Consider the following 23,112-nt stretch of genomic DNA (forward strand, 5'->3'; position numbering starts at 1 on the left):
CTGCTCGGTGTGGCCGCTTCACGTGGCGGGGCGGGCCACCGCCTGTAGCGGGGCGGCCGCCCCGCTACAGAGACTTCCCTCGGAACGGGTGCGCTCACACCCCCGAGGACACCGAGGACTGGTCGGGGCTGTCCTCGCGCGGTGTGCCACGCCCGTAGAAGCGGTTGTGGCGCAGTGAGGACCAGAACGCGAGGGCGATCAGTCCGACGCCGAACAGGCCGGTGACGACCTCGGGCAGGTGCCAGCGGATGCTGATCAGCAGCATCACGGCGAGCGCGCCGATGGCGTAGTGCGCGCCGTGCTCCAGGTACCGGTACTCGTCCAGGGTGCCCTCGCGGACCAGGTAGATGGTCAGCGAGCGGACGTACATGGCGCCGATGCCCAGCCCCAGGGCCATCCAGAAGATGTGGTTGGTGATGGCGAACGCGCCGATGACACCGTCGAAGGAGAACGAGGCGTCCAGCACTTCCAGGTAGAGGAAGAGGAAGAAGGCGGCCTTGCCCGCCAGGCCGACGGTGCCGGTCTTCCGGCCGGCCCGCTGGGCGGCCTCCTCGGCGACGTGCTCGCGCTCCTCGTCCTCCTCCAGCCGGTTCTCGAAGTACCCGGACAGGCCGCCGACCAGCAGGTAGGTCAGCAGTCCCGCGATGCCGGCCAGCATGACGGTGGAGGAGGCGTCCACGTGCGTCCCGCCGTACTGGTAGGCGCTGGTGGCGATGGTGCTGGCGGTCAGCAGCAGGGCGGCCAGGGCGACGCCGACGGCGAACGAGTCGATCTTGCCGAGCTTGGCCAGCGGGCGCTCGAGCCAGGCCAGCCAGGTGACCTCGCGCTCCTGGAAGATGAAGTTCAGGAAGATCATCAGCAGGAACATCCCGCCGAAGGCCGCGATCGACGGATGCGCGTCGGTCACCATCCGGGCGTAGGTCTCCGGCTCGTTCATGGCCAGCCGGACGGCCTCCATCGGGCCGGTCTTCGCGCTGACCGCGACGATGACCACGGGGAAGACCAGGCGCATGCCGAAGACGGCGATGAGGATGCCGATGGTGAGGAAGATCTTCTGCCAGAAGGCGTTCATCTTCTTCAGGATTCCGGCGTTGACCACCGCGTTGTCGAAGGACAGCGATATCTCCAGGACGGAGAGGATCGCCACGATGGCGAAGCCCTGCCAGCCCCAGAAGGCGTAGGCAGCGGCGAGTCCGGCGACGGTCACGCCGAAGGACCAGCCGAAGGTCTTGAGAATCACGAGGTGTCCTGTCCTGCGCGCGTGGCGGCGGGGCTGTGGTGCCGCAGACGTCGCGCGCCCCCGTTCTCCGGGGGCGCGCGACGTACCGCGGCGGGTGTCGGATCAGACGTTGACGCCGAAATCGAGGGCGATGCCCCGCAGGCCGGAGGCGTAGCCCTGGCCGATGGCCCGGAACTTCCACTCGCCGCCGTGCCGGTACAGCTCGCCGAAGACCATGGCCGTCTCGGTGGAGGCGTCCTCGGTGAGGTCGTAACGGGCCAGCTCGTTGCCGTCGGCCTGGTTGATGATGCGGATGTAGGCGTTGCTGACCTGGCCGAAGCTCTGCTGCCGGTTCTCGGCGTCGTAGATCGACACCGGGAAGACGACCTTGTCGACCTCCGCCGGCAGCCCGGCGAGGTCCACCTTGATCTCTTCCTCGTCCTGGTCGTCGCCGCCGGCCCCGCCGACGAGTTCGTCACCCATGTGCTCGACCGAGCCGTCGGGGCTCTTGAGGTTGTTGAAGAAGACGAAGTGCTGGTCGCTCAGGACCTTGCCCTGCGCGTTGGTGAGCAGGGCGCTGGCGTCCAGGTCGAAGTCCGCGCCGGTGGTGGTGCGCGCCTGCCAGCCCAGACCCACGGTCACCGCCGTCAGGTTCGGGGCTTCCTTCGTGAGCGAGACGTTACCGCCTTTGGTGAGGCTGACTCCCACGGGTCCTCCAGTTCTCCAGGGGCTCGGTCGGCCCCAATATGTCATTGCGGTGGTCGGGCTCCCCTGCCGGGTGACCGGTGCCGGACACCGGCGGGGCGGCTCACAGGGCGTCGAGGGCCTTCAGGTACTCCTTGACGTCGCGCGCCTCCGGCAGGCCGTTGACGACCGACCAGCGGACGGTGCCCCCGGCGTCGATGACGAAGGTGCCGCGCAGCGCACAGCCCTTCTCCTCGTCCAGCACGCCGTACGCGCGGGCCACGGCTCCGTGCGGCCAGAAGTCCGACAGCAGAGGGAACTCCAGCCCTTCCTTCTCCGCGAAGATCCGCAGGGCCGGCATCGGGTCGGTGGAGACCGCCAGAAGCTGGACGTCATCGTTCTGGAGGGCGGGCAGCTGGTCGCGCAGGGCCGCCAGCTCGCCGGTGCAGACGCCGGTGAAGGCGAACGGGTAGAAGACGAGGACGACGTTCTTCCGGTCCCGGAAGTCCGACAGCCTGATCAGCTCGCCGTGCTGGTTCCTGAGTTCGACATCGGGGGCCTTGGTACCCGGCTCGATGGCCATGGGAATGCGCATCCGTTCCTCGGCGGACAGTACGGCGTCCAGCCTACGACGCGGTCCCCGGCGGCCGGGGGGCCATCCGGGGACCGGGTGCGCATAATGCGCGGCGGGCTACTTCTTGCCCGCCGTCTTCGGGGTGACCAGACGGCTGCCCGACCAGTCCTTCCCGGCGTTGACACTGCTGGTCTGGGCCAGGCCGGCGGTCTGTGCCGCCTCGCCGATCTCACTGGGCTCGACGTACCCGTCCCGGCCGGTCTTGGGGGTCAGCAGCCAGACCGGTGCTCCTGGATCGATCATCGTGGTGGCATCCACCAGCGCGTCGGTCAGATCGCCGTCGTCCTCGCGGAACCACAGCACCACCGCATCGGCCACGTCGTCATGGTCCTCACCGACGAGCTCCTGGCCCGTGATGGCCTCGATTCCCTCGCGGAGTTCCTGCTCGGTGTCCTCGTCGTAGCCGAGCTCCTGGACCACCTGCCCGGGCTGGAAACCCAGCCTCGCGGCCGGGTTGGTCCGCTCCTCCGCGTGGTCCGCGGTCGCGCTCACGGATGGCCTCCTGTCCTGTATGGGGAGAGTACGGGTCGGTCCGCGCGTGCACGCGGCTTGGGCCGTAGTCCACACGGGCGGGCCCGTTCGCGCAAGTACCCGGCGCTCGCGCCGGTCCGTGCGTTGACGTCCAGCCCCGCAACACCCTCGGTTGCGTGATCTGTGTCACATTTTCGCGCGGTTCGTGCCCGCTGTCCACGGTTCATGGCCTACCGGGTACCCCGTCGCCCCGAACGGATGTGCGCCGGGGCGCGGCCAGGTGGGCGTAGGGTTGCCGGTCGGCCGGTATGGCAACGGTGCCCGGCCCCAGACGTCCGCCCGGTGGCGTCCGCCCGGAGAGACCGTCTCACGACGTGGCCGTTACCGCTGAGTAGAGATGACGTATCGCCGCCGGCAGTACACGATGGAAGGCGGCGCGACACCAGCACACACCTCAAGCGAAGGAACAGCGTGGCTTCCGGATCCGATCGCAACCCGATCATCATTGGCGGCCTTCCCAGCCAGGTCCCGGATTTCGATCCCGAGGAGACCCGGGAATGGCTCGACTCGCTCGACGCGGCCGTCGACGAGCGGGGGCGGGAACGAGCTCGCTACCTCATGCTCCGGCTGATCGAGCGCGCCCGCGAGAAGCGCGTCGCGGTCCCCGAGATGCGCAGCAGCGACTACGTCAACACCATCGCCACCAAGGACGAGCCGTTCTTCCCCGGCAATGAGGAGATCGAACGCAAGATCCTCAACGCCACCCGGTGGAACGCGGCCGTCATGGTTTCCCGCGCGCAGCGCCCCGGCATCGGGGTCGGCGGGCACATCGCGACGTTCGCCTCCTCGGCCTCCCTGTACGACGTGGGCTTCAACCACTTCTTCCGGGGCAAGGACCAGGGCGACGGCGGCGACCAGATCTTCTTCCAGGGGCACGCCTCACCGGGCGTCTACGCCCGCGCGTTCCTGCTGGACCGGCTGACCGAGGCCCACCTGGACGGCTTCCGGCAGGAGAAGTCCAAGGCGCCCTACGGGCTGCCCAGCTACCCGCACCCGCGGCTGATGCCGGACTTCTGGGAGTTCCCCACCGTGTCGATGGGCCTGGGCCCGATCGGCGCGATCTACCAGGCGCGGATGAACCGCTACCTGGAGGCGCGCGGCATCGCCGACACCTCCCGCTCCCACGTCTGGGCGTTCCTGGGCGACGGCGAGATGGACGAGCCCGAGTCGCTGGGCCAGCTGTCCATCGCGGCCCGGGAGGGTCTGGACAACCTGACCTTCGTGGTCAACTGCAACCTCCAGCGGCTCGACGGCCCGGTGCGCGGCAACGGCAAGATCATCCAGGAGCTGGAGTCCGCCTTCCGCGGCGCCGGCTGGAACGTGATCAAGCTGGTGTGGGACCGCTCCTGGGACCCGCTGCTGGCCCAGGACCGGGACGGCCTGCTGGTCAACAAGCTCAACACCACCCCGGACGGCCAGTTCCAGACCTACGCCACCGAGACCGGGGCGTACATCCGCGAGCACTTCTTCGGCAGTGACCAGCGGCTGCGCAAGATGGTCGAGGACATGACCGACGACCAGATCCTGCATCTGGGCCGCGGCGGCCACGACCACCGCAAGGTCTACGCGGCGTACAAGGCGGCCAAGGAACACAAGGGCCAGCCCACCGTGATCCTGGCGCAGACCGTCAAGGGCTGGACGCTCGGCCCCAACTTCGAGGGCCGCAACGCGACCCACCAGATGAAGAAGCTGACGGTCGACGACCTGAAGATGTTCCGCGACCGGCTGCACCTGCCGATCCCGGACAAGGAGCTGGAGTCGGGCGCGCCGCCCTACTACCACCCGGGCCCGGACTCCGAGGAGATCCAGTACATGCACGACCGCCGGCGCGAGCTGGGCGGCTACGTGCCGACGCGGGTGGACCGCTCCAAGCCGCTCACGCTGCCCGGCGAGAAGACCTACGCCGCGGTCCGCAAGGGTTCGGGCAACCAGGAGATCGCCACCACCATGGCGTTCGTCCGGCTGCTGAAGGACCTGATGCGGGACAAGGAGATCGGCAGGCGCTTCGTGCCGATCGCCCCGGACGAGTACCGGACCTTCGGGATGGACTCCTTCTTCCCGTCCTCGAAGATCTACAACCCGCTGGGCCAGACGTACGAGTCGGTGGACCGCGAACTGCTGCTGTCCTACAAGGAGTCGCCGACCGGGCAGCTGCTGCACGACGGCATCACCGAGGCCGGCTGCACCGCGTCGCTGATCGCCGCCGGATCCGCCTACGCCACCCACGGCGAGCCGCTGATCCCCGTCTACGTCTTCTACTCGATGTTCGGCTTCCAGCGCACCGGCGACCAGTTCTGGCAGATGGGCGACCAGCTCGCGCGCGGCTTCGTACTGGGCGCGACCGCCGGCCGCACCACGCTGACCGGCGAGGGCCTGCAGCACGCCGACGGCCACTCCCAGCTGCTGGCCTCCACCAACCCGGCGTGCGTCGCCTACGACCCGGCCTTCGGCTTCGAGATCGCGCACATCGTGCGTGACGGCCTGCGCCGGATGTACGGCGAGAACGCCGAGGACGTCTTCTACTACCTCACCGTCTACAACGAGCCGGTCAAGCATCCGGCCGAGCCGGAGAACGCCGACGTCGAGGGCATCCTCAAGGGTCTGCACCGCTTCCGGGAGGGCGGGCGGGGCTCGATCCCGGCGCGCATCCTCGCCTCCGGTGTGGCCGTGCCCTGGGCCCTGCGGGCCCAGGAGATCCTGGCCGAGGAGTGGGACGTACGGGCGGACGTGTGGTCCGCGACCTCCTGGAACGAGCTGCGCCGGGAGGCCGTCGCCGCCGAGGAGCACAACCTGCTCCACCCGGAGGAGGAGCAGCGCGTCCCCTACGTGACGCGCAAGCTCCAGGAGGGCGAGGGCCCGGTCCTGGCCGTCTCCGACTGGATGCGTTCGGTCCCGGACCAGATCGCGCGCTGGGTGCCCGCGCCCTACCAGTCGCTGGGCGCGGACGGCTTCGGCTTCGCCGACACCCGCGGCGCCGCCCGCCGGTTCTTCCACATCGACGCCGAGTCGATCGTCCTCGGTGTACTCACCGAGCTCGCCAAGCAGCAGAAGGTCGACCGGTCGGTGCTGAAGCAGGCCATCGACCGCTACCAGCTGCTCGACGTGACGGCCGCCGACCCCGGCCCCGAGGGCGGCGACGCCTGATCACCGGTCCCGGGCGGTGCCGCCGCCCGGGACCCGCGGCGCCCCGGAAGGGTTCCCTTCCGGGGCGCCGTCGCGTGCGCCGCCGCCCACCCCCGCCGGGACCGCGGCCCGGCCTGGGTACCTACGATGCCCGCATGAGCCGCGACGCCATACCCGCCCCCGCTCCCCCGCCCGCCTGGGCACCCCCGCGCAACGCAAGCGAACGGTGGGAGCGGCGCAGCCAGGGGCCGCTGCTGGCACTCGCCCTGCTCTTCGGAGTGGCGTACGCCGTGCCGATCGTGCTGCCGGAGGCGGGCCCGGTGGTGCGGAACACCTGCCAGGCGGTGGAGTGGGGGGTGTGGGCGGCCTTCGCCCTGGACTACGGCATCCGGCTGTATCTGGCGGAGCGCCGCTGGGCGTTCATCCGCGGTCACCCCTTCGCGCTGGCGGCGGTGGTGCTGCCGCTGCTGCAGCCGCTGCGGCTGCTGCGGCTGGTCTCCGCGCTGCTGCTGGCCGGCCACCGGGCCCGGCTCGCTTCCCAGGTCAGGGTGACGGTCTATGTGGCCGGAAGCTGCGCCGGCCTGCTGATGTTCGGCTCACTGGCCGTCCTGGAGGTGGAGCGGAGCGCCCCGGATTCCGGTATCCACAACCTGGGCGACGCCGTGTGGTGGGCGTTCACCACCATGACCACCGTCGGTTACGGCGACACCGCGCCGACCACGGGGCTGGGCCGGGTGCTGGCCGTCGCCCTGATGCTGTCGGGCATCGCTCTGCTGGGTGTGGTGACGGCCAACATCGCCGCCTGGTTCATCGCGCGCTTCGAACGGGAGGAGGCCGACGCCGAACTGCAGCGGGCCGCCCTGGTCGAACTGACGGCCGAGGTGCGGCTGCTGCGCGCCGAGGTGCAACGGCTGTCCGGCACCGGCGACCAGGCGGATGCGCCCGCCCCTGCGCCCGGCGCGAAGCCGTCCACGTCCGGCTGAACCGAGCACGCCGCGCGGGCATCCGCCCGCCCGCGCGAGCATCCGACCCACAGGGTGCTCACGGAACGTGATGAGATTCGCGTCACGCGTCCGATGTCTCATCACCAGATTTGCGGCGAAGTGCTCTTATCATGCGTCAGTAGTGTTCACCACCCGAAGGCTCCGTTCGCCTGTATGTCCCGCCACTGCCCGGCGCGTGCTGCTCCCGCTGGCAGTGGTCATCGCCGTGCTGGCGACCTCCGGGTGGGTGGGCCGCGGCGACGTTCCCGAGCCCGGCGTGTACGCGGCCGAGCTGCGGGACTGGCAGCGCGGCGCTGTCGCGGGGCAGCCGCTGCCCGGCCCCTCCTCCCCGCCCCGGGAGGTCGCCCGGTTCTTCTCCGGGCTCAGCCGCCCCCAGCAGCAACGGCTGGCCGAGCGGTACCCCCTGGTGGTCGGCAACCTCGCCGGCGCTCCCGTCACCCTGCGGTACCGGGCGAACCGGCTGGCGCTGGCCGAGGCCCGGGAGGCGGAGCGCGAACGGATGACCGACGAGCGTCTCACCCCCGCAGGCCAGTACGAGGCGGGCCGCCGGATGAACCGGTTCACCTCGCTGCTGCGCAGCGGCCGGCAGATCCTGGCCTTCGACCCCACCGGACGCGGCCGGGCCGCTGAGGTCTTCGGCGACCTCGACCACGCCGAGCGGATCTCCGTGGTGGTGCCGGGTGTGGACACCGAGCTGCTCACCTTCGAACGGACCCGGCTGAAGTACCGGGCCCCGGTCGGCATGGCCCAGGCCCTGTACCGGACGCAGCGCAAGGCCGATCCGGGACTGCGGACCGCCGTGATCGCCTGGGCCGATTACACCGCGCCCCAGGGCCTGGGCATGTCCGCGGCCACCGGTGAACTCGCCGCCGAGGGCGCCCGGCGGCTCGCCGGCACGGTGCACGCGCTGCCCGGCGAGGTCCCGGTGGCGCTCTTCTGCCACTCCTACGGATCGGTGGTGTGCGGTCTGGCGGCCGCCGAGCTGCCGGACCACGTCACCGACATCGCGGTGGCGGGCAGTCCGGGCATGCGGGCGTCCAGCGCCGACCGGCTGGGCACCTCAGCACGGGTCTGGGCGGTGCGGGCCCGGGACGACTGGATCTCGGGCGTGCCGCACCTGGCGCTCGGCCCCATCGGCCACGGTACCGACCCGGTCACCCCCGAGTTCGGCGCGCGCAGGCTCAGTGCGGGCACCAGCCGCGGGCACGCCGGATACTTCGAGCCCGGCGCCAGCAGCCTGACCAGCTTCGCGCAGATCGGCACCGGTGCCATCGGCGCGATCCGGTGCACCGCCGGCGCGCGGGTGTGAGGCGCCGGGCGGCCTCCCGGCCCCGCCCCGCAGGGAGCGCGCCCCGGCCGCCGGAACGCGCACGCCCCACGCGGCTTGACTGTACGGACGGCCCGAGGCGCATACGATGACCCGTATGGGTGATGTACTGGCCGGAATGCACTCCTCCTGGGAGTTCGACACCGACTCCGTGCTCATCCGCTTCGAACGGGGAATACGCACGCCGAAGCTCTTCCACGTGCTGGGTGAGCGCCGGATCCCCTACGAGGCGCTGAGCTCCGTACAGCTGGGTCCGGGAACCAGACGCGGCACGATGGCGCTGCGTGCCGTTCCACGGCCGGGGGCCGACCCGCTGCTGGACGCCGCCTGCGGCCAGCTGCGCGAGGCCACCGACCCCTACCGGCTCGTGCTGCCCGACGAGCGCGCGAGCCAGGCGGACTACTACGCCACCGAGCTCCAGACCCTGCTCGGCCCGCAGGCGGACCACCCGGCCGAGCGCCATCTGGTCACCGCCCCGCAGGCACCGCTGCAGTTCAAGGCCTACGACGGCAAGGTCTCCTTCGACGGCGAGACGGTCTCCTTCCGCTGGTCGTGGACGGGCGCCCCGTCCACGAAGTGGAAAGCAGGCGACCAGTCCTTCACGGCCGGCGAACTCGCCGAGATCGAGTGGCGCTCACCGGAGAACGGCGAGGGCCACCTGCGGCTTCGCCGCCGCGGCCCCGACGGCCTGCCCGAGCCCTCCCCGGTCGACGACCCCGGCGAGGACCCGGCCTCCGTCGTGTTCGGGCGCGGCTACGGCATGGTGCACGAGTCGCTGCCGCTGGCCGCCGCTGTTCTCGAGGCGGTGCATGCCGCCGGCCCCGCCGTGCCCGGGGACGGCTGCGGCGAACGCTTCGACCCGGCGGACATCGCCGCCCGTATCCGCCACCTGGGTGAACTGCACACCGCCGGGCTCCTCACCGACGAGGAGTTCACCTCCAAGAAGTCCGAACTCCTCGCCCTGCTGTGAGCCCCCGACCCGGCGCGCGCCGGTTACCGTCCCCCCGCCCGTCCGGACGGCTCCGGCCGCCGTGTGCCCTCCAGGTCTCCCGTCACCCATGACCCCGCCCAGCACGCCCCCGCCACCGCGGCCGTCCGCACCGCCCGCCCCACCGCACGGCCCCGCCGCGTCCCCGGCACCGGCTTCCGCCTCCCGGGCCGGGCGCGCCGCCCGTGCCCTGCTGAGGGCGGTGGGCCGGCTGACCGGCCCCCTGGCCTCGGCGCCCGCCCCGCCGGCCAGGCCCTCCGGACCGCGTCCGCTGTGGGCGCGTCTGCTGCCGCACGTCCTGGCACTGGCGGCCACCGCCACTCTGCTGCCGGTCACCATCGTGTTCCTGGCCACCGAGTACCGGCTGCCGGGGACCTTCGCCGCGCTGCTCGGGACCGCCCAGACCGCGCCCCTGCTGTTCGCCGCCGCCCACCCCCTGCGGGTGTGGCGGATCGTGTTCCCCGCCGGCGTCCTGACGGCCCTGCTCCTGCTGGGCACGCCCGGCGTCACCGAGGCGGGCCTGCCCTGGCCGTGGCCGCCCATGACCATCGTCGGGTACCTGCTGCTGTGCCTGGCCCTCTCGCTGCGCGAACGCCGCTCCGTGCTGATCGCCGTCTGGGTCGCCACCGCACTGGCCGGCCTGGCCCTGGCCGTGCCGGCTCCCGGCACGGACCTCGCCCCCACCCTGGTGATGGTGTCCGTCAGCGCCGCGGTGCTCTTCCTGGGCGGCTCGATCCAGGAGCGCTCCGAGGCGCAGCGGCGCCTGGCCGAGCAGGAGACCATCAGCGAGGCCGAACGCGCCCGGCGCACCGTGCTGGAGGAACGCGCCCGGATCGCCCGCGAACTGCACGACGTCGTCGCCCACCACATGTCCGTGATCACCGTCCAGGCCGACAGCGCCCCCTACCGGATCAACGGCCTCCCAGAGGAGGCCCACCGGGAGTTCTCCGCCATCGCCGGAACCGCCCGGCAGTCGCTGTCCGAGATGCGCCGGCTGCTGGGAGTGCTGCGCAGCGAGGAGAGCGGTGGCGAGCGTGCCCCGCAGCCCGGCCTGGAGGACCTGGACACCCTGGTCGAGTCCGCCGTCCGGGCCGGGATCGAGGTGCGGCTCACCCGCACCGGGCAGCCGTCCCGGCTCCCGCAGGCCATCGGCCTGCACGCCTACCGCATCGTGCAGGAGGCACTGGCCAACGTGGTGCGCCACGCGCCCGGAAGCACCGCCCGGATCTCCGTCACCGGCGAGAACGGCCTTCTGCGCCTGGAAGTGCTCAACGACCGGCCGGAAGGGCCCGGAGCCCCCCTGGAGACCTCCGGCACCGGCCACGGTCTGGTCGGCATGCGGGAGCGGGCACGGCTGGCCGGCGGAACGCTGGAGACCGGGCCGGTTCCCGGCGGCGGCTTCAAGGTCGCCGCCACTCTCCCCCTCGACCCCGCCCCGTCCGGAAAGGACCCGGCCGCCACATGACCATCCGCGTGATCGTCGTCGATGACCAGACCATGGTCCGGGCGGGGTTCGCCGCCCTGCTCGGCGCCCAGAGCGACATCGATGTCGCGGGAGAGGCCGGCAACGGAGAAGACGGCGTGGCCCTGGCCCGCCGCACCCGCCCCGACGTGGTCCTGATGGACGTCCGGATGCCCGTCATGGACGGCCTGGAGGCCGCCCGCCGGCTCCTGGAGGATCCCCCGCCCGGCGTCACCCACCGCCCGAAGGTGCTCATGCTGACCACCTTCGACGTGGACGACTACGTCTACGAGGCGCTGCGGGCGGGTGCCAGCGGCTTCCTGCTCAAGGACGCCCCGCCGGCCGACCTGATCTCCGCGGTGCGGGTGGTCGCCGACGGGCAGGCGCTGCTCGCCCCGTCCGTCACCCGCCGGCTCATCGCCGACTTCGCGCGCCGCCCCGCGCCGCGCCGGGACCCGGCACTGCGGCTCAACGGCCTCACCGCCCGGGAGTCCGAGGTCCTGGAGCTGATCGCCCGCGGCCAGTCCAACGCGGAGATCGCCGGCGCCCTCGTCCTGGCCGAACAGACGGTCAAGACGCACGTCAGCCGCATCTTCGCCAAGCTGGGCCTGCGCGACCGCGCACAGGCGGTGATCCTGGCCTACGAGGCCGGCGTGGTCTCCCCCGGCCAGGACTGACCCCCGCGCCGGCGGGGGCCGCCCGCGTCACCCACCCCCTACCCCGGTACCACCCCACGGTTGGCTCCCCGGGGTGACGCGGAGCGCCGAGCCGTGCCCGCACTCTCCTCCCACCTGGCCGCCCGGCCGAAACGGCGGCCACAGGAGGGGAGACACCATGCCGCGCCGCGTCCCGCGCGTCCTGACCACCGTTCTGCTCAGCCTGGCGGCCGTCGCCGGCACCGGCGGCTGGGCGGACGGCACCCGGACCACCGTCGTCACCGGCCCGCCGCCCGGGGCCGCCGCCTGGCTCGCCGACACCTCCACCGGGACCGTCCCTCCGGACCCCGCCGACGCCACGCCCGACGAGGTCGCCGCGTTCTTCGCCGCCCTGAGCCCGCGGCAGCGGCAGGAGCTGACCGAGCGGCACCCGCTGACCGTCGGCAACCTGGACGGCGCGCCGATCGCCCTGCGGTACGCGGCCAACGCCGAGTCCTACACCCGGCACACCGGCACGCCGCCCACCCCCGGCCGGCAGCTGCTGGCCTTCGACCCGCGCGGCCGGGGCACCCTGGCCGAGGTGTTCGGGGACCTGTCCGCCGCCCGGCACACCGCCGTCGTCGTGCCGGGCATGGACAACGACCTCGCCCGCCACGGCGGCCCGGCCGGCATGGCCCGGCGCCTGCACCGGGAAATGACGCGGGACCCCGGGGGAGCACCGGCCGCCGTCATCTCCTGGGTCGGCTACACCACCCCCGACGGCTACGGCCCCGACGTGGCCACCGACCGGCTGGCCGCCGCCGGGGCACCCCGCCTGGTCCGGCTGCTGACCGGGCTGGCCGTCACCACCGGGAGCGCTCCGCCCACGCTGGTGTGCCACAGCTACGGCTCGGTGGTCTGCGGCACGGCAGCCCCCGGCCTGGCCCCGGCGGACGCCGGCGACCTCGTCCTCCTGGGCAGCCCCGGCACCGGGGCCCGGGACACCGCGGGCCTTCGCACCCCCGCCCGGGTCTGGGCGGCCCGCGGCCCCTCGGACTGGATCGCCCACGTGCCGAACGTCCGGCTGCTGGGGCTCGGCCACGGCACCGACCCGGCATCGGCCGGCTTCGGCGCCCGGCTGATCAGCGCCGACGACGCCGAGGGCCACTCGGGCTATCTCGACACCGGCACCGACTCGCTGCGCAACGTCGCGGCCATCGCACTGAACGACCACGGCGCCGTCGTCTGCGCCCCGCACGGCCAGGAGTGCGCCGATGCTCACTGAACTGATACGCGCCGTCGAGGCCCGCACCCCGGCCGGCCGCGACCGGGCCGTCGACGGGCTGCGCGCCCTGGCCCTGCTGTCCGTACCGGCGGGCCACTGGCTGGTCGGCGGCTTCACCCTCGGGGCCACCGGCGGCGAGGCGGCCGGCTCCGGGTCCGCGCTCCCCGCCCTGCACAACGCCAGCCCGCTGGCCGCTCTGGAGTATCTGGCCCCGGCAAGCTGGCTGTTCCAGCTGCTGGGCATCTTCTTCCTGGTCGGCGGCTACTCCTCCGCGCTGTCCTGGCGGCGCGCCGCGGGGCGCGGGGAGAGCGCCGCGCACTGGCTGCGCGCGCGGCTGGCCCGGCTCGGCCGCCCGGTGGTGGGCGTCACCGCCGTGTGGGCCGTGCTCCTGCCGCTGCTGTCCCTCGCCGGGGCCCCGGACGCGACGCTGCGCACCGCGGTGGTGCTGGTCGTCCAGCCGCTGTGGTTCGTCGGCGTCTACGCGGCCGTCACCGCGCTCACCCCGCTCTGCCTGCGGGCGGCCGGCCGGCTCGGGGCCTGGTCGGCCCTGCCGCTGCTGCTGTCGGTGGCGGTGGTCGACTTCCTGCGCTACGGCCCGTACGCCCAGGCCGTGCCGTCCTGGCTCGCGCTGCTGAACCTGCTGCCGGGCTGGCTCTTCGCCTACCAGCTGGGCACCGCCTGGGCGGCCGGCCGGCTCGGCCGCCCGGCGGCCCGGCTGCTGCTGGCCGGCGGCGCGGCACTGTTCGCGGTGCTGCTGCTGTTCTTCGACTACCCGGCCTCCATGGTCGGGGTCCCCGGCGCCGACCGGACGAACTCCCACCCGCCGTCGCTGCTGGTGCTCGCCCTGGCCGCGGCTCAGTCGGGCGCGGCGATCCTGCTGCGGAAGCGGCTGGGCCGGGTGCTGGCCCGCCCGGCGCTGTGGGCCCCGGTGGTGGTGATCAACCTGGCGGCGATGACCATCCTGTGCTGGCACCAGACGGCGATGCTCGCCACCGCCGTGCCCAGCACCCTCTTCGGCCCGGTGGCCGGACTGACCACGGCACCCGACTCGGCCGCCTGGCTGGCCGCCCGGATCTCCTGGCTTCCCCTCTTCGCGGTGGTACTCCTGGCCCTCGGCAGCGTCACCCGTCGCTTCGAGGCTCCCTGGACCGGCGCGTCACGTCCTCTGCGCGCCCTGGCGGGGGCGCTGGCGGCGTCCTTCGCCGTCTACGCGTTCGCCGTGCTCTGAGGCCGGGCACCGCCCCGGCCCGGCCTCCCGCCCCGGCCGTCCGCCGGGGCGGGATAAGCACGGGCCGCGCGGTCAGCCGTGCGCCCCCACCACCGTCCCGGGGCCGCCCGCCCGGCGCCAGCGCCGGACCCTGGCGAGCAGCGAGAAACCGCGGGTCACCTCCAGCGTGGTCCGCTCCCGGATGACGAGCACGCTGCCGTCGTCGAACACCAGCCGCTTGCGCAGGCCGGGGAGCTCCCGTAAGGCCACCACCCGGCTCTCGTTGCCACCGACCGCGACCAGGTCGTCGACCTGCACGTACTTCCCGATGACGGAAATGGTCCGCTGCATCGCACCTCTCATGAGCTCCCCCTTGGTCCTGCGGCCGCGGGACGCGCCGCCGTTCAGCGGTTGTCCTGCGGCCTGGCCCGCCACGGCCGGGTCAGTGTCTCGGTGTACGTCAGGTGGGAGGGGTGGCGGCCCGCGTGACGCAACTGCCAGTCCTGGGCCCGGCCGAAGTCGACCGACCGCGGCGAGACCGCTCCGCACGCGTCGCACCGCATCCGGTGCGTCATCGCCACGGCGTCCGGTGACCGGTCCGGCTCGCTCACCCAGCGCACCGGCCGGTGGACCGTTTCTCTCATCCCTGACCTCCCGCCTTCCGCACCGAGTCCTGCCCGCTCAGCGGGGTGCCCCAATCCTCCGCCGCCCGCCGCGGGCTCCACCGGACATGCCACTGGGCCTTGTTCCGCCATCGGGATCGGCGGAACAAGGCCCAGTCGACCGGCGCGAAGGCCGTTACTCGCAGTCCTCGGCGGTCCAGTGCGTGCTCGCGTACCTGGTACCGGTGACGCTGCGCGGTGTGCTCCTCGCCGCGGGCGGAGCCTCGGGGTCCGGGGGTGGGAGTTGCCGGCTCCGAGCGGCGACTGGCCGACTCCCCCACCTCTACCAGCGGGGCTGGGCATGAGGTCCCACGGCACCGGAAGAGCGTTCTGCGGTGACGGTCAGCTCGGCGGCCAGGTGCGACGTCACCGAACGGTGTTGGGCTCCAGGAGGTCAACGATGGTCAGGCCGGTCTCGCCGTTGACGAGCTGCAGCGCGACTTCTGCACGGGCAGCGAGATCAAGGGGCTGCAGCTCCTCGGTGTAGTAGGCATGAACGATGCGATCGAGGCCGGCACCGATCAGCGGTGCTGCGATACGCAACGAGGCGTCCAGTGCCACACCTTGAGTCGCCCCGCCGTGAAGGACGATGTTGCGAGTCCGGTAGAGCCGTCGCATGACGATGCGGCAGGCCTTGTTGACGTCCCTCAGCTGCCTTCGAGGGTCGCGGGTCAAGGCGGTCATCCGTTGTGCTGCGGTTTGGTCGCTGTACCGAGTGGACTTGGTGAGCTCCAGGCATTCCGCTCCGTGAGCCTGCAGTGCATCGGCCACGTGGCGGGCACGCTGCTGGTTGGTGCTGCAGGCGGCGATAGAACGGAAAAGCTCATCCGGCTCGCATGGCTGGTGCCGGTGGGCCAGGGCTGTGAGTTCGGCGCGTGGCCAAGAACAGGTGATGATGGCGGCTATCCGGTCGGCGGCCACTGCCTTCCCGGATCGCTCGCCGTCGCCCTTCGGGTCATCGGGGTGGATGAGAAGGGACTCCACGGCGGCCCAGCCGCCGGCGACCGCTGGCGTGAGAGGGCCCCGGTTGATTGCTGCGGCGAGTTCAAGAGCGTCATCAATTCTGCTGCGGGAGCCAGCAACCTTGTACAGGTGGCCTTCGTGGCCGAGCGTCAGTACGTCCGCGCTGCGCGCAGGCGGTTCGAGAGGCACTGGGCGCGGATGGCCGGCCACCCAGATATGCGGGAGTGGGACGACGCCTCCGCGGCTGGCACGCAGGAACTGCGACCGCGCCACCATACGGTCCAGGAGCCGCCTGGCCTGTTCGGCAGCGCCGTAAGGATCGAGCGCCTTGAGCTGGTAGACGAAGCCACCGCCGGTGCGAAATCCGGCGGTGTCATGCCCGTGTTCCTTCAACCAAGCCACAACCTTGCCTTTGGAAAGCCAGTGCTCCTGTTGCTCGGCAAGCTGGCGACGTGGCACTTTCTCCAGCGCGACCAGGACGTCGTACTGCCGCGCCGGAGTCCGCGCCAGTTCTGCAGCGCATTCGGCCACCTCAACCGTGCCCGCCGCACGCCGGATGAGAGTGCTCGCCCAGCTCCGCAGGTAGCTGGCGCTGTATCCGAGATCCAGCAGATGGGCGGCAACTGAGCGCGAGAACCGCTCCGGTTTGGCGCGTCGCTGCTCCGGCCCCTTGACCGTCGCCACCCAACGCCCCAGGTAGCCGGGGCGCACATGATCGATGATCTCTTTGAGTCTGCGTCGCTCAGGGCTGGGATCCGGGAGCGGCTGCCCAAGCAGCTCGGTGATCTCTCTGCGCAGCTCACTCTCCCCCAGTCCACGGTCGGGGCCGATGAGAGCACGCAGTTCATGCCGCTGCCAGTCGCAGGCCGAGGCCGACAGCACATTGTGGGCCTGCCAGTGCCCCGGCCTCCCACAACTCCTCCAGCGCAAGGACCGAACCGATGTCCCACAGCCGCCGCGGCCAAGGCATACCCTCTTCCGTGAAGTAGTCGACCATGCGAGCGAGGGCATGGTGTGCGTATGCGTCCGGAGTTGAGACGGATGACATCCCGGAACTGTAGCCGAGCCCTCACGGAACGAAGCCACAGGTCAACGGGCAGGCCAGGGCATGTTAGAGTAAGCGAGAGACTTGAAGGGGCACTCGTCGCGCAAGCGGCCACTGCCCCTTCTCTTTTTTGTGTGCACCCGCCCTATCAGGACTCCGACCCTGGCATCCCCCCCACCCACCGGGCCGCCTGGAGCTGGAGCTGCCGCAGCGCTGACCGGCTGGCGGGTCCGCGCCCCGCCCCGAGGGTCACCCAGCCGTCTGCGAGCCCGTGGCCGTGAGCGGCGCATCACGCGCCGGACCTCGCCCGATCCACGGTGTGCGCCGACAGCATGTGCGGCTCTCGTGGCTGCTCCATGGCGGTGTTGGACGCCAGGCCCTGGGCCGGTTCGCCACGTAGCCGGCCGCCGACATCACCCGAGCCCTTGACACGTGCGCCACACGTGTTGTGCCGCCACGCGAGCACTACCGACGGTGCGCGCTCAGTCCGGTGTGGGCGGTCACTTCACTGGTGGTGTACCTGTCCTGGCCGTCGGGACGGGGAGGCGGGCTGTCCGGAGGGGCGCACTCGCTCCGGGCGGAGGGCCGCCCGGCCTGCTCCTGCTCTGTCGGCGTCATGCCCAGCACGCCGGTAAGTTGGTGTGGGCTCCGGGCAAGCCCGGCCGGGAGGTGTTTTCCGGCCAGGCTACGCTCGGGAGCATGGACAGCCTCAGGATGATCGAGAACTGGCCGGTCCCGACCGCGGCGGCAGGGGTGGTACTTGCGGACGGCACGGTGGCCGGGCGCCACGGACCGACCGGGCAGCGGTTCCCGCTCGCCTCGGTCACCAAGCCGCTGGCGGCGTACGGCGCGCTGGTCGCGGTGGAGGAGGGCGCCGTCGAGCTGGACGAGCCGGCGGGCCCGGAGGGCTCGACCGTCCGGCACCTGCTGGCGCACACCTCGGGGCTCGCCTTCGACGAGCACCGGACGATGGCCGCACCGGGCACCCGGCGGCTGTACTCCAACGCCGGATTCGAGGTGCTGGGCGACCACATCGCCAAGGCCAGCGGCATCCCGTTCGCCGAGTATGTGCGCCAGGCCGTCTTCGAACCGCTGGGCATGGCGGACACCGAGCTGACCGGATCGCCGGCCAAGGACTCGGTGTCCACCGTGGACGACCTGCTGCGGTTCGCCGCCGAGCTGCAGGCCCCCCGGCTGCTGGCCCGCCAGACGCTGGACGCGGCGGCCACGGTGGCCTTTCCCGGGGTGAACGGCGTGCTGCCCGGCTTCGGGCACCAGAAGCCGAACGACTGGGGCCTGGGGTTCGAGATCCGAGGCCGCAAGTCCCCACACTGGACCGGCGAGACCTCCTCACCGCGCACCTTCGGCCACTTCGGGCAGTCCGGGACGTTCCTGTGGGTGGACCCGGAGGCCGGCGCGGCCTGTGTGGCGCTGACCGACCGGGCGTTCGGCGAGTGGGCCGCGAAGACCTGGCCCACCTTCACCGACGCGGTTCTGGCCGACCTGCGCACCACCTCGGCCTGAGGTTCCTGACACCGGCCCGGAAACGTACTGGTCCCGGCGACATGGCCTGCCGGACGCCTTCCCCAGGAGGGGCCGCCCCCTCCGCTCCCTCGCCGCGGGCAGGCACGGGGCCGGAGCGGAGAAGAGGCGGCCGACCCGGCGGGGTCGGCCGCCACGAGGGTGGAAGCGCTCCCAACGCACCGGTGGTGAAACGTATCAATGGGGTTACGCAGCGTCAAGCGTGCCGGACGTGGGGCCGGGAGGACCGCAGCCGGCGACATGTATGCGAGGGGAGGCTCCGGCCGCCGCCGAAGCCCCAACCAGGGGCGCGCGACCCCCAGCGCGAGTGGCAGCAAAGCGCCTACGGCCGCGTGTGCATCTCCCACACCAGCAGTTCGGCCGGACCGTCCACGGCGGTGGCCAGGACATCGGCCGCCCCCGTCGGCGCCCTCCCGGCCGGGGCCGTGATCCGGGCCGCGCCCCCGGGCGTCAGCAACTCGGCGGAGGAACCCGCTCCGGACTGCTCCACCGAGAGCCGCACCGTCCCCCGCACCACGTGCGTGTAGCACCAGTCGGCCCGCGGAAGCCCGGCCCGCTGCCCCGCGGTCAGCCGTCGCACGTGCAGCACCGCCGGGGTGCGTGGTAGCGCGTAGGGAGTGGCATCGCTGATTCCGCGCACCACCTCGTACTCCGGTGCGCCCCCGTGCCGGGCCGGTTCCAGCCACATCTGCACGAAACGCAGCGGCTCGCGCTCCGAGGCGTTGCGCTCGGCGTGCCGGACCCCCGAGCCGGCGGTCAGCCGCTGGACATCGCCGGCACGCAGTATCTCCCGGCGGCCGGCGGAGTCCTCGTGGATCAGTTCGCCCTCCACCACCCAGGTGACGATCTCCAGGTCCCGGTGCGGGTGCTCACCGAAGCCCGAACCGGGCTCCAGGCGTTCCTCGTTGCACGCCACCAGCGGGCCGAGCCGGATGTTGTCCGGGTCGTAGAACCCGGCGAAGGAGAAAGCGTGGCGGGTGTCGATCCCCGCGGCCGGGTCTCCTCCCCGGTAGCGCTGTTCCGCGCGCTGCACCTGAAGCATCCCCCCACGGTAGCCAAGTGGCCTCATTACCCCACGGGGCATCCCCGGCCCGGGCATGAGGCAGTCTGGTCACGTGTCCGATGCCGATGAGAATCTTTCCCCGCCCGCCGCGGACCCCGCGCACGCCGCCACGGTCCGGCGGCTGGAGCAGCTCTCCGGGAAGCTGGCCGCAGCCGCCATCGCGCGGATGGACGAGCAGCTGTCCTGGTACCGCGCCATGCCGCCGGAGAACAGGTCGTGGATCGGCCTGGTCGCCCAGGCCGGCATCGCGGCGTTCACCGAGTGGTTCCGTCACCCCGAGACCCCGCAGGCGATCAGCACCGATGTCTTCGGCACCGCCCCGCGGGAGCTGACCCGCGCCATCACCCTGCGGCAGACGGTGGAGATGGTGCGCACCACCATCGAGGTCGTGGAGTCCGCCATCGAGGAGGTGGCCGCTCCCGGCGGGGAGGAGGCGCTGCGCAAGGCCCTGCTGATCTACGCCCGGGAGATCGCCTTCGCCACCGCCCAGGTGTACGCGCAGGCGGCCGAGGCGCGCGGCGCCTGGGACGCTCGGCTGGAGTCCCTGGTGGTCAACGCGGTGGTCTCCGGGGAGGCGGACGAGGGGGACGTCTCCCGGGCCGCCGCGCTGGGCTGGAGCGCCCCGGAGCACGTCATGGTCGTGCTGGGCCACGCCCCGGACGGGGACAGCGAACTGACCGTGGAAGCGATCCGGAGGGCGGCCCGCTACGCCCGGCTCCAGGTCCTCACCGGCGTGCTCGGCAAGCGCCTGGTGGTGATCGCCGGCGGCAGCGACGATCCGTTGCGCGCGGCGAAGTCGCTGATCGGCCCGTTCGCGCCGGGCCCGGTGGTGGCCGGGCCGGTGGTCGGCGACCTGCTGGCGGCGACCCGTTCCGCGCAGGCCGCCGCGGCGGGGGTGCGGGCGTGCGCGGCCTGGCCGGACGCCCCCCGTCCGGTGCTGGCGGACGACCTGCTGCCCGAGCGGGCGATGGCCGGGGACCCCACCGCCCGCAGGCTCCTGGTGGAGGAGATCTACAGACCGCTCCAGGAGGCGGGCTCGGCGCTGCTGGAGACTCTGAGTGTTTATCTGGAGCAGGCAAGCAGCCTGGAGGGAGCCGCTCGGATGCTGTTCGTGCATCCCAACACCGTCCGCTACCGGCTCCGACGTGTGACGGATGTCACCGGCTGGTCCCCGTCGGAGGTACGTTCCGCGTTCACGCTGCGGATCGCCCTCATGCTGGGACGCCTCGCCGACGGAGGCCAGCGGTCTTGACGCCGCGGGGCTCTTTTGTGGAAGGCTGACAAATCCCTTCCCCGTTCTTCGTCCCGGTCCCCACCGGCGGCAGACCCCGCCGTCAAGAGAGAGTGTGAGAGTGCTCGTACTCGTCGCTCCCGGCCAGGGTGCTCAGTCCCCCGGCTTCCTGACTCCGTGGCTCGACCTGCCCGGCGCCGCCGACCGGCTGCGCGCCTGGTCCGAGGCCACGGACCTCGACCTTGTCCACTACGGCACCAAGGCTGACGCCGAGGAGATCCGTGACACCGCGGTCGCCCAGCCGCTGCTGGTCGCCGGTGCCCTGCTCTCGGCCGAGGCCCTGTTCGGCGCCGAGGGGATGCCCGCGCCGCACGAGGCGGTGGGTGTCACGGCCGGCCACAGCGTGGGCGAGCTGGCCGCCGCCGCTGTGGCGGGCGTGCTGTCCCCTGAGGAGGCCATGGTGCTGGTCCGCAGGCGCGGGCTGGCGATGGCCGAGGCCGCCTCGGTCACCGAGACCGGCATGTCGGCCGTGCTCGGCGGCGACCCGGAGGCCGTCACCGGCCATCTGGAGCGGCTGGGCCTGACGGCCGCCAACATCAACGGCGCCGGCCAGATCGTCGCCGCCGGCACCACCGAGCAGCTGGCGGCGCTGGCCGCGGAGCGGCCGGAGAAGGCCCGGGTCATGCCGCTGAAGGTGGCCGGCGCCTTCCACACCCGGCACATGGCTCCCGCGGTGGCCGCGATGGAGGCCGCCGCCGCGGAGGTCTCCGTCTCCGCTCCGAAGATCCGGTTCGTCTCCAACGCGGACGGCGGGGTCGTCGGCGACGGGCAGGAGATCGTGCGCCGCCTGGTGGCGCAGGTGTCGAACCCGGTGCGGTGGGACATGTGCATGGAGACCTTCGGGGAGCTGGGGGCCACCGCCATGGTGGAGCTGTGTCCCGGTGGCACGCTCACCGGGCTGGCCAGGCGGGGGATGCCGGGGGTTGCCACCCTGGCCGTGAAGTCACCGGACCAGCTGACCGCGGCCCGTGAGCTGATCACCGAGCACGCGGCCGGTGCCGCCGCGGCGGAATAGGAGCCACGAGAGCATGAGCGTCACCCTGAAGGCCGGCAAGGGCGCCCCGTACGCGCGGATCCTCGGTGTGGGCGGCTACCGTCCCACCCGGGTGGTGCCGAACGAGGAGATCCTCAAGCACATCGACTCCTCGGACGAGTGGATCCGTTCGCGTTCCGGCATCCGCACCCGGCACTGGGCGAACGAGCAGGAGACGGTCGCCGAGATGTCGCTGGAGGCCGCCGGCAAGGCCCTGGCGGGCGCGGGCATCGATGCCGGGCAGGTGGGCGCGGTGATCATCTCCACCGTCTCGCACTTCAAGCAGACTCCCTCGATCGCGACCGAGATCGCGCACCGGCTGGGCGCGGGCAAGCCGGCCGCGTTCGACATCTCCGCCGCCTGCGCCGGCTTCGGCTACGGCCTGACGCTCGCCAAGGGCATGGTGGTGGAGGGCAGCGCCGAGTATGTGGTCGTGGTCGGCGTCGAGCGGCTGTCCGACCTGACGGACCTCGAGGACCGCTCCACGGCGTTCCTCTTCGGCGACGGCGCGGGCGCCGTCGTGGTCGGCCCCTCCGACGTCCCCGCGATGGGCCCCACGGTGTGGGGCTCGGAGGGTGACAAGGCCGACACCATCACCCAGACGGTGCCGTGGGACCTGTACCGTGAGGGCACGGTCGAGCGTTTCCCGGCGATCCGTCAGGAGGGCCAGACCGTCTTCCGGTGGGCGGTGTACGAGATGGCGAAGGTCGCCCAGCAGGCGCTGGACGCGGCCGGGATCACCGCCTCCGACCTGGACGTCTTCATCCCGCACCAGGCGAATCTGCGGATCATCGACTCGATGGTGAAGGCACTGAAGCTCCCCGGGCATGTCGCGGTGGCCCGCGACGTGGAGACGACGGGCAACACCTCGGCGGCCTCCATTCCCCTGGCCATGGAGCGGATGCTGGCAACCGGCCAGGCCAAGAGCGGCGACACCGCTCTCGTCATCGGCTTCGGGGCGGGTCTGGTGTACGCGGCGACGGTCGTTACCCTCCCCTGAAGGCACATATCGTGCGACCGGGACCCCTGCCCGGCGCATACCACCCGAGCGGTATCCACCGCGCAGCACACTGAAGGAGCGCCGCACATGGCTGCCACCAAGGAAGAGATCATCGAGGGTCTCGCCGACATCGTGAACGAGATCGCCGGTATCCCGAACGACGAGGTCACCGAGGAGAAGTCGTTCACCGACGACCTGGACGTGGACTCGCTGTCCATGGTCGAGGTGGTCGTGGCCGCCGAGGAGCGCTTCGGCGTGAAGATCCCGGACGACGACGTCAAGGGTCTCAAGACCGTCGGCGATGCCGTGAACTACATCGCCAGCCACCAGGGCTGAGCCCCGGCGCCCCGCAGTACGCGCATGTCGCCGCCCCGCGGGGTGGCCCAGACCCTCGACCCTCGACTGGCGGAGTAA

21 protein-coding genes are annotated in these 23,112 nt (G+C 72.2%); 13 read left to right on the forward strand and 8 right to left on the reverse strand.

What is annotated here, in order from left to right; all coding sequences use genetic code 11:
- Positions 1 to 94 precede the first annotated feature (94 nt).
- The 4 genes from ABD299_RS04785 to ABD299_RS04800 form a co-directional block, all read right to left on the reverse strand.
- On the reverse strand, positions 95 to 1,240 hold the full coding sequence (locus ABD299_RS04785; RefSeq protein ID WP_344259099.1) for a DUF475 domain-containing protein: 1,146 nt from the start codon (positions 1,238 to 1,240) through the stop codon (positions 95 to 97).
- Between the two features lie 102 nt (positions 1,241 to 1,342).
- Positions 1,343 to 1,927, reverse strand: a complete 585-nt coding sequence (locus tag ABD299_RS04790) for a TerD family protein (RefSeq protein WP_344259101.1) — start codon at positions 1,925 to 1,927, stop codon at positions 1,343 to 1,345.
- Positions 1,928 to 2,027: 100 nt separating this feature from the next.
- On the reverse strand, positions 2,028 to 2,486 hold the full coding sequence (locus ABD299_RS04795) for a peroxiredoxin (RefSeq protein ID WP_344259294.1): 459 nt from the start codon (positions 2,484 to 2,486) through the stop codon (positions 2,028 to 2,030).
- Positions 2,487 to 2,594: 108 nt separating this feature from the next.
- Positions 2,595 to 3,029 (reverse strand): DUF3052 domain-containing protein, encoded by a 435-nt coding sequence (locus tag ABD299_RS04800; RefSeq protein ID WP_344259103.1) that lies wholly within the window; start codon positions 3,027 to 3,029, stop codon positions 2,595 to 2,597.
- Between the two features lie 450 nt (positions 3,030 to 3,479).
- On the opposite strand from ABD299_RS04800, the gene aceE reads away from it, so the two are divergent.
- The 8 genes from aceE to ABD299_RS04840 all read left to right on the forward strand — a co-directional run bounded on the left by aceE (position 3,480) and on the right by ABD299_RS04840 (position 14,120).
- Positions 3,480 to 6,212 (forward strand): pyruvate dehydrogenase (acetyl-transferring), homodimeric type, encoded by a 2,733-nt coding sequence (gene aceE, locus ABD299_RS04805; RefSeq protein WP_344259105.1) that lies wholly within the window; start codon positions 3,480 to 3,482, stop codon positions 6,210 to 6,212.
- Between the two features lie 134 nt (positions 6,213 to 6,346).
- Complete coding sequence (locus ABD299_RS04810) at positions 6,347 to 7,174, forward strand: potassium channel family protein (RefSeq protein WP_344259107.1); 828 nt, start codon at positions 6,347 to 6,349, stop codon at positions 7,172 to 7,174.
- Positions 7,175 to 7,370: 196 nt separating this feature from the next.
- The gene (locus tag ABD299_RS04815) at positions 7,371 to 8,504 is read left to right on the forward strand and encodes an alpha/beta hydrolase (protein WP_344259109.1); all 1,134 of its coding nucleotides are present in this window, start codon (positions 7,371 to 7,373) and stop codon (positions 8,502 to 8,504) included.
- A gap of 115 nt (positions 8,505 to 8,619) precedes the next feature.
- Positions 8,620 to 9,492 carry a DUF4429 domain-containing protein gene (locus ABD299_RS04820; RefSeq protein WP_344259111.1) on the forward strand — a complete coding sequence of 291 codons (873 nt, stop codon included), beginning with the start codon at positions 8,620 to 8,622 and terminating at the stop codon, positions 9,490 to 9,492.
- 88 nt (positions 9,493 to 9,580) lie between these two features.
- Positions 9,581 to 10,975 carry a sensor histidine kinase gene (locus ABD299_RS04825; protein WP_344259113.1) on the forward strand — a complete coding sequence of 465 codons (1,395 nt, stop codon included), beginning with the start codon at positions 9,581 to 9,583 and terminating at the stop codon, positions 10,973 to 10,975.
- The gene (locus ABD299_RS04830) at positions 10,972 to 11,649 is read left to right on the forward strand and encodes a response regulator (RefSeq protein ID WP_344259115.1); all 678 of its coding nucleotides are present in this window, start codon (positions 10,972 to 10,974) and stop codon (positions 11,647 to 11,649) included. Before ABD299_RS04825 ends, ABD299_RS04830 begins: the two co-directional genes overlap by 4 nt.
- A 157-nt stretch (positions 11,650 to 11,806) precedes the next feature.
- The gene (locus ABD299_RS04835; RefSeq protein WP_344259116.1) at positions 11,807 to 12,892 is read left to right on the forward strand and encodes an alpha/beta hydrolase; all 1,086 of its coding nucleotides are present in this window, start codon (positions 11,807 to 11,809) and stop codon (positions 12,890 to 12,892) included.
- Positions 12,882 to 14,120: an acyltransferase family protein gene (locus tag ABD299_RS04840; RefSeq protein ID WP_344259118.1), complete on the forward strand. Its 1,239-nt coding sequence runs from the start codon at positions 12,882 to 12,884 to the stop codon at positions 14,118 to 14,120. Before ABD299_RS04835 ends, ABD299_RS04840 begins: the two co-directional genes overlap by 11 nt.
- A gap of 72 nt (positions 14,121 to 14,192) precedes the next feature.
- Here the strand turns inward: ABD299_RS04840 and ABD299_RS04845 are convergent, their stop codons facing one another.
- From ABD299_RS04845 to ABD299_RS04855, 3 genes are all read right to left on the reverse strand, one after another.
- Positions 14,193 to 14,462, reverse strand: a complete 270-nt coding sequence (locus ABD299_RS04845) for a hypothetical protein (protein ID WP_344259120.1) — start codon at positions 14,460 to 14,462, stop codon at positions 14,193 to 14,195.
- 41 nt (positions 14,463 to 14,503) lie between these two features.
- Positions 14,504 to 14,743: a DUF7848 domain-containing protein gene (locus ABD299_RS04850; protein ID WP_344259122.1), complete on the reverse strand. Its 240-nt coding sequence runs from the start codon at positions 14,741 to 14,743 to the stop codon at positions 14,504 to 14,506.
- A gap of 384 nt (positions 14,744 to 15,127) precedes the next feature.
- Entirely contained in the window at positions 15,128 to 16,606 is a 1,479-nt protein-coding gene (locus ABD299_RS04855; RefSeq protein ID WP_344259124.1) for a hypothetical protein, read from the reverse strand.
- 862 nt (positions 16,607 to 17,468) lie between these two features.
- Here ABD299_RS04855 and ABD299_RS04860 point away from each other — a divergent pair.
- Complete coding sequence (locus ABD299_RS04860) at positions 17,469 to 18,293, forward strand: serine hydrolase domain-containing protein (RefSeq protein ID WP_344259126.1); 825 nt, start codon at positions 17,469 to 17,471, stop codon at positions 18,291 to 18,293.
- Positions 18,294 to 18,633: 340 nt separating this feature from the next.
- On the opposite strand, the gene ABD299_RS04865 is transcribed toward ABD299_RS04860, so the two are convergent.
- The gene (locus tag ABD299_RS04865) at positions 18,634 to 19,353 is read right to left on the reverse strand and encodes a pirin family protein (RefSeq protein WP_344259128.1); all 720 of its coding nucleotides are present in this window, start codon (positions 19,351 to 19,353) and stop codon (positions 18,634 to 18,636) included.
- A gap of 73 nt (positions 19,354 to 19,426) precedes the next feature.
- On the opposite strand from ABD299_RS04865, the gene ABD299_RS04870 reads away from it, so the two are divergent.
- The 4 genes from ABD299_RS04870 to ABD299_RS04885 all read left to right on the forward strand — a co-directional run bounded on the left by ABD299_RS04870 (position 19,427) and on the right by ABD299_RS04885 (position 23,034).
- The gene (locus tag ABD299_RS04870; RefSeq protein ID WP_344259130.1) at positions 19,427 to 20,626 is read left to right on the forward strand and encodes a PucR family transcriptional regulator; all 1,200 of its coding nucleotides are present in this window, start codon (positions 19,427 to 19,429) and stop codon (positions 20,624 to 20,626) included.
- Positions 20,627 to 20,726: 100 nt separating this feature from the next.
- Entirely contained in the window at positions 20,727 to 21,680 is a 954-nt protein-coding gene (locus ABD299_RS04875; protein WP_344259296.1) for an ACP S-malonyltransferase, read from the forward strand.
- A gap of 13 nt (positions 21,681 to 21,693) precedes the next feature.
- The gene (locus ABD299_RS04880) at positions 21,694 to 22,698 is read left to right on the forward strand and encodes a ketoacyl-ACP synthase III (protein ID WP_344259132.1); all 1,005 of its coding nucleotides are present in this window, start codon (positions 21,694 to 21,696) and stop codon (positions 22,696 to 22,698) included.
- 87 nt (positions 22,699 to 22,785) lie between these two features.
- The gene (locus tag ABD299_RS04885) at positions 22,786 to 23,034 is read left to right on the forward strand and encodes an acyl carrier protein (RefSeq protein ID WP_344259134.1); all 249 of its coding nucleotides are present in this window, start codon (positions 22,786 to 22,788) and stop codon (positions 23,032 to 23,034) included.
- Positions 23,035 to 23,112: the final 78 nt, after the last annotated feature.

Source organism: Streptomyces sodiiphilus (genome assembly GCF_039529215.1).
In the GTDB taxonomy this organism is placed as follows: Bacteria; Actinomycetota; Actinomycetes; order Streptomycetales; family Streptomycetaceae; genus Streptomyces; species Streptomyces sodiiphilus.

Coding starts and splice junctions, on each gene's coding strand:
- ABD299_RS04795 (WP_344259294.1), bottom strand. CDS start 2,486: ATGGCCATCGAGCCGGGTACCAAGGCCCCCGATGTCGAACTCAGGAAC.
- ABD299_RS04810 (WP_344259107.1), top strand. CDS start 6,347: ATGAGCCGCGACGCCATACCCGCCCCCGCTCCCCCGCCCGCCTGGGCA.
- ABD299_RS04820 (WP_344259111.1), top strand. CDS start 8,620: ATGGGTGATGTACTGGCCGGAATGCACTCCTCCTGGGAGTTCGACACC.
- ABD299_RS04825 (WP_344259113.1), top strand. CDS start 9,581: ATGACCCCGCCCAGCACGCCCCCGCCACCGCGGCCGTCCGCACCGCCC.
- ABD299_RS04830 (WP_344259115.1), top strand. CDS start 10,972: ATGACCATCCGCGTGATCGTCGTCGATGACCAGACCATGGTCCGGGCG.
- ABD299_RS04835 (WP_344259116.1), top strand. CDS start 11,807: ATGCCGCGCCGCGTCCCGCGCGTCCTGACCACCGTTCTGCTCAGCCTG.
- ABD299_RS04840 (WP_344259118.1), top strand. CDS start 12,882: ATGCTCACTGAACTGATACGCGCCGTCGAGGCCCGCACCCCGGCCGGC.
- ABD299_RS04845 (WP_344259120.1), bottom strand. CDS start 14,462: ATGAGAGGTGCGATGCAGCGGACCATTTCCGTCATCGGGAAGTACGTG.
- ABD299_RS04850 (WP_344259122.1), bottom strand. CDS start 14,743: ATGAGAGAAACGGTCCACCGGCCGGTGCGCTGGGTGAGCGAGCCGGAC.
- ABD299_RS04860 (WP_344259126.1), top strand. CDS start 17,469: ATGGACAGCCTCAGGATGATCGAGAACTGGCCGGTCCCGACCGCGGCG.
- ABD299_RS04865 (WP_344259128.1), bottom strand. CDS start 19,353: ATGCTTCAGGTGCAGCGCGCGGAACAGCGCTACCGGGGAGGAGACCCG.
- ABD299_RS04880 (WP_344259132.1), top strand. CDS start 21,694: ATGAGCGTCACCCTGAAGGCCGGCAAGGGCGCCCCGTACGCGCGGATC.
- ABD299_RS04885 (WP_344259134.1), top strand. CDS start 22,786: ATGGCTGCCACCAAGGAAGAGATCATCGAGGGTCTCGCCGACATCGTG.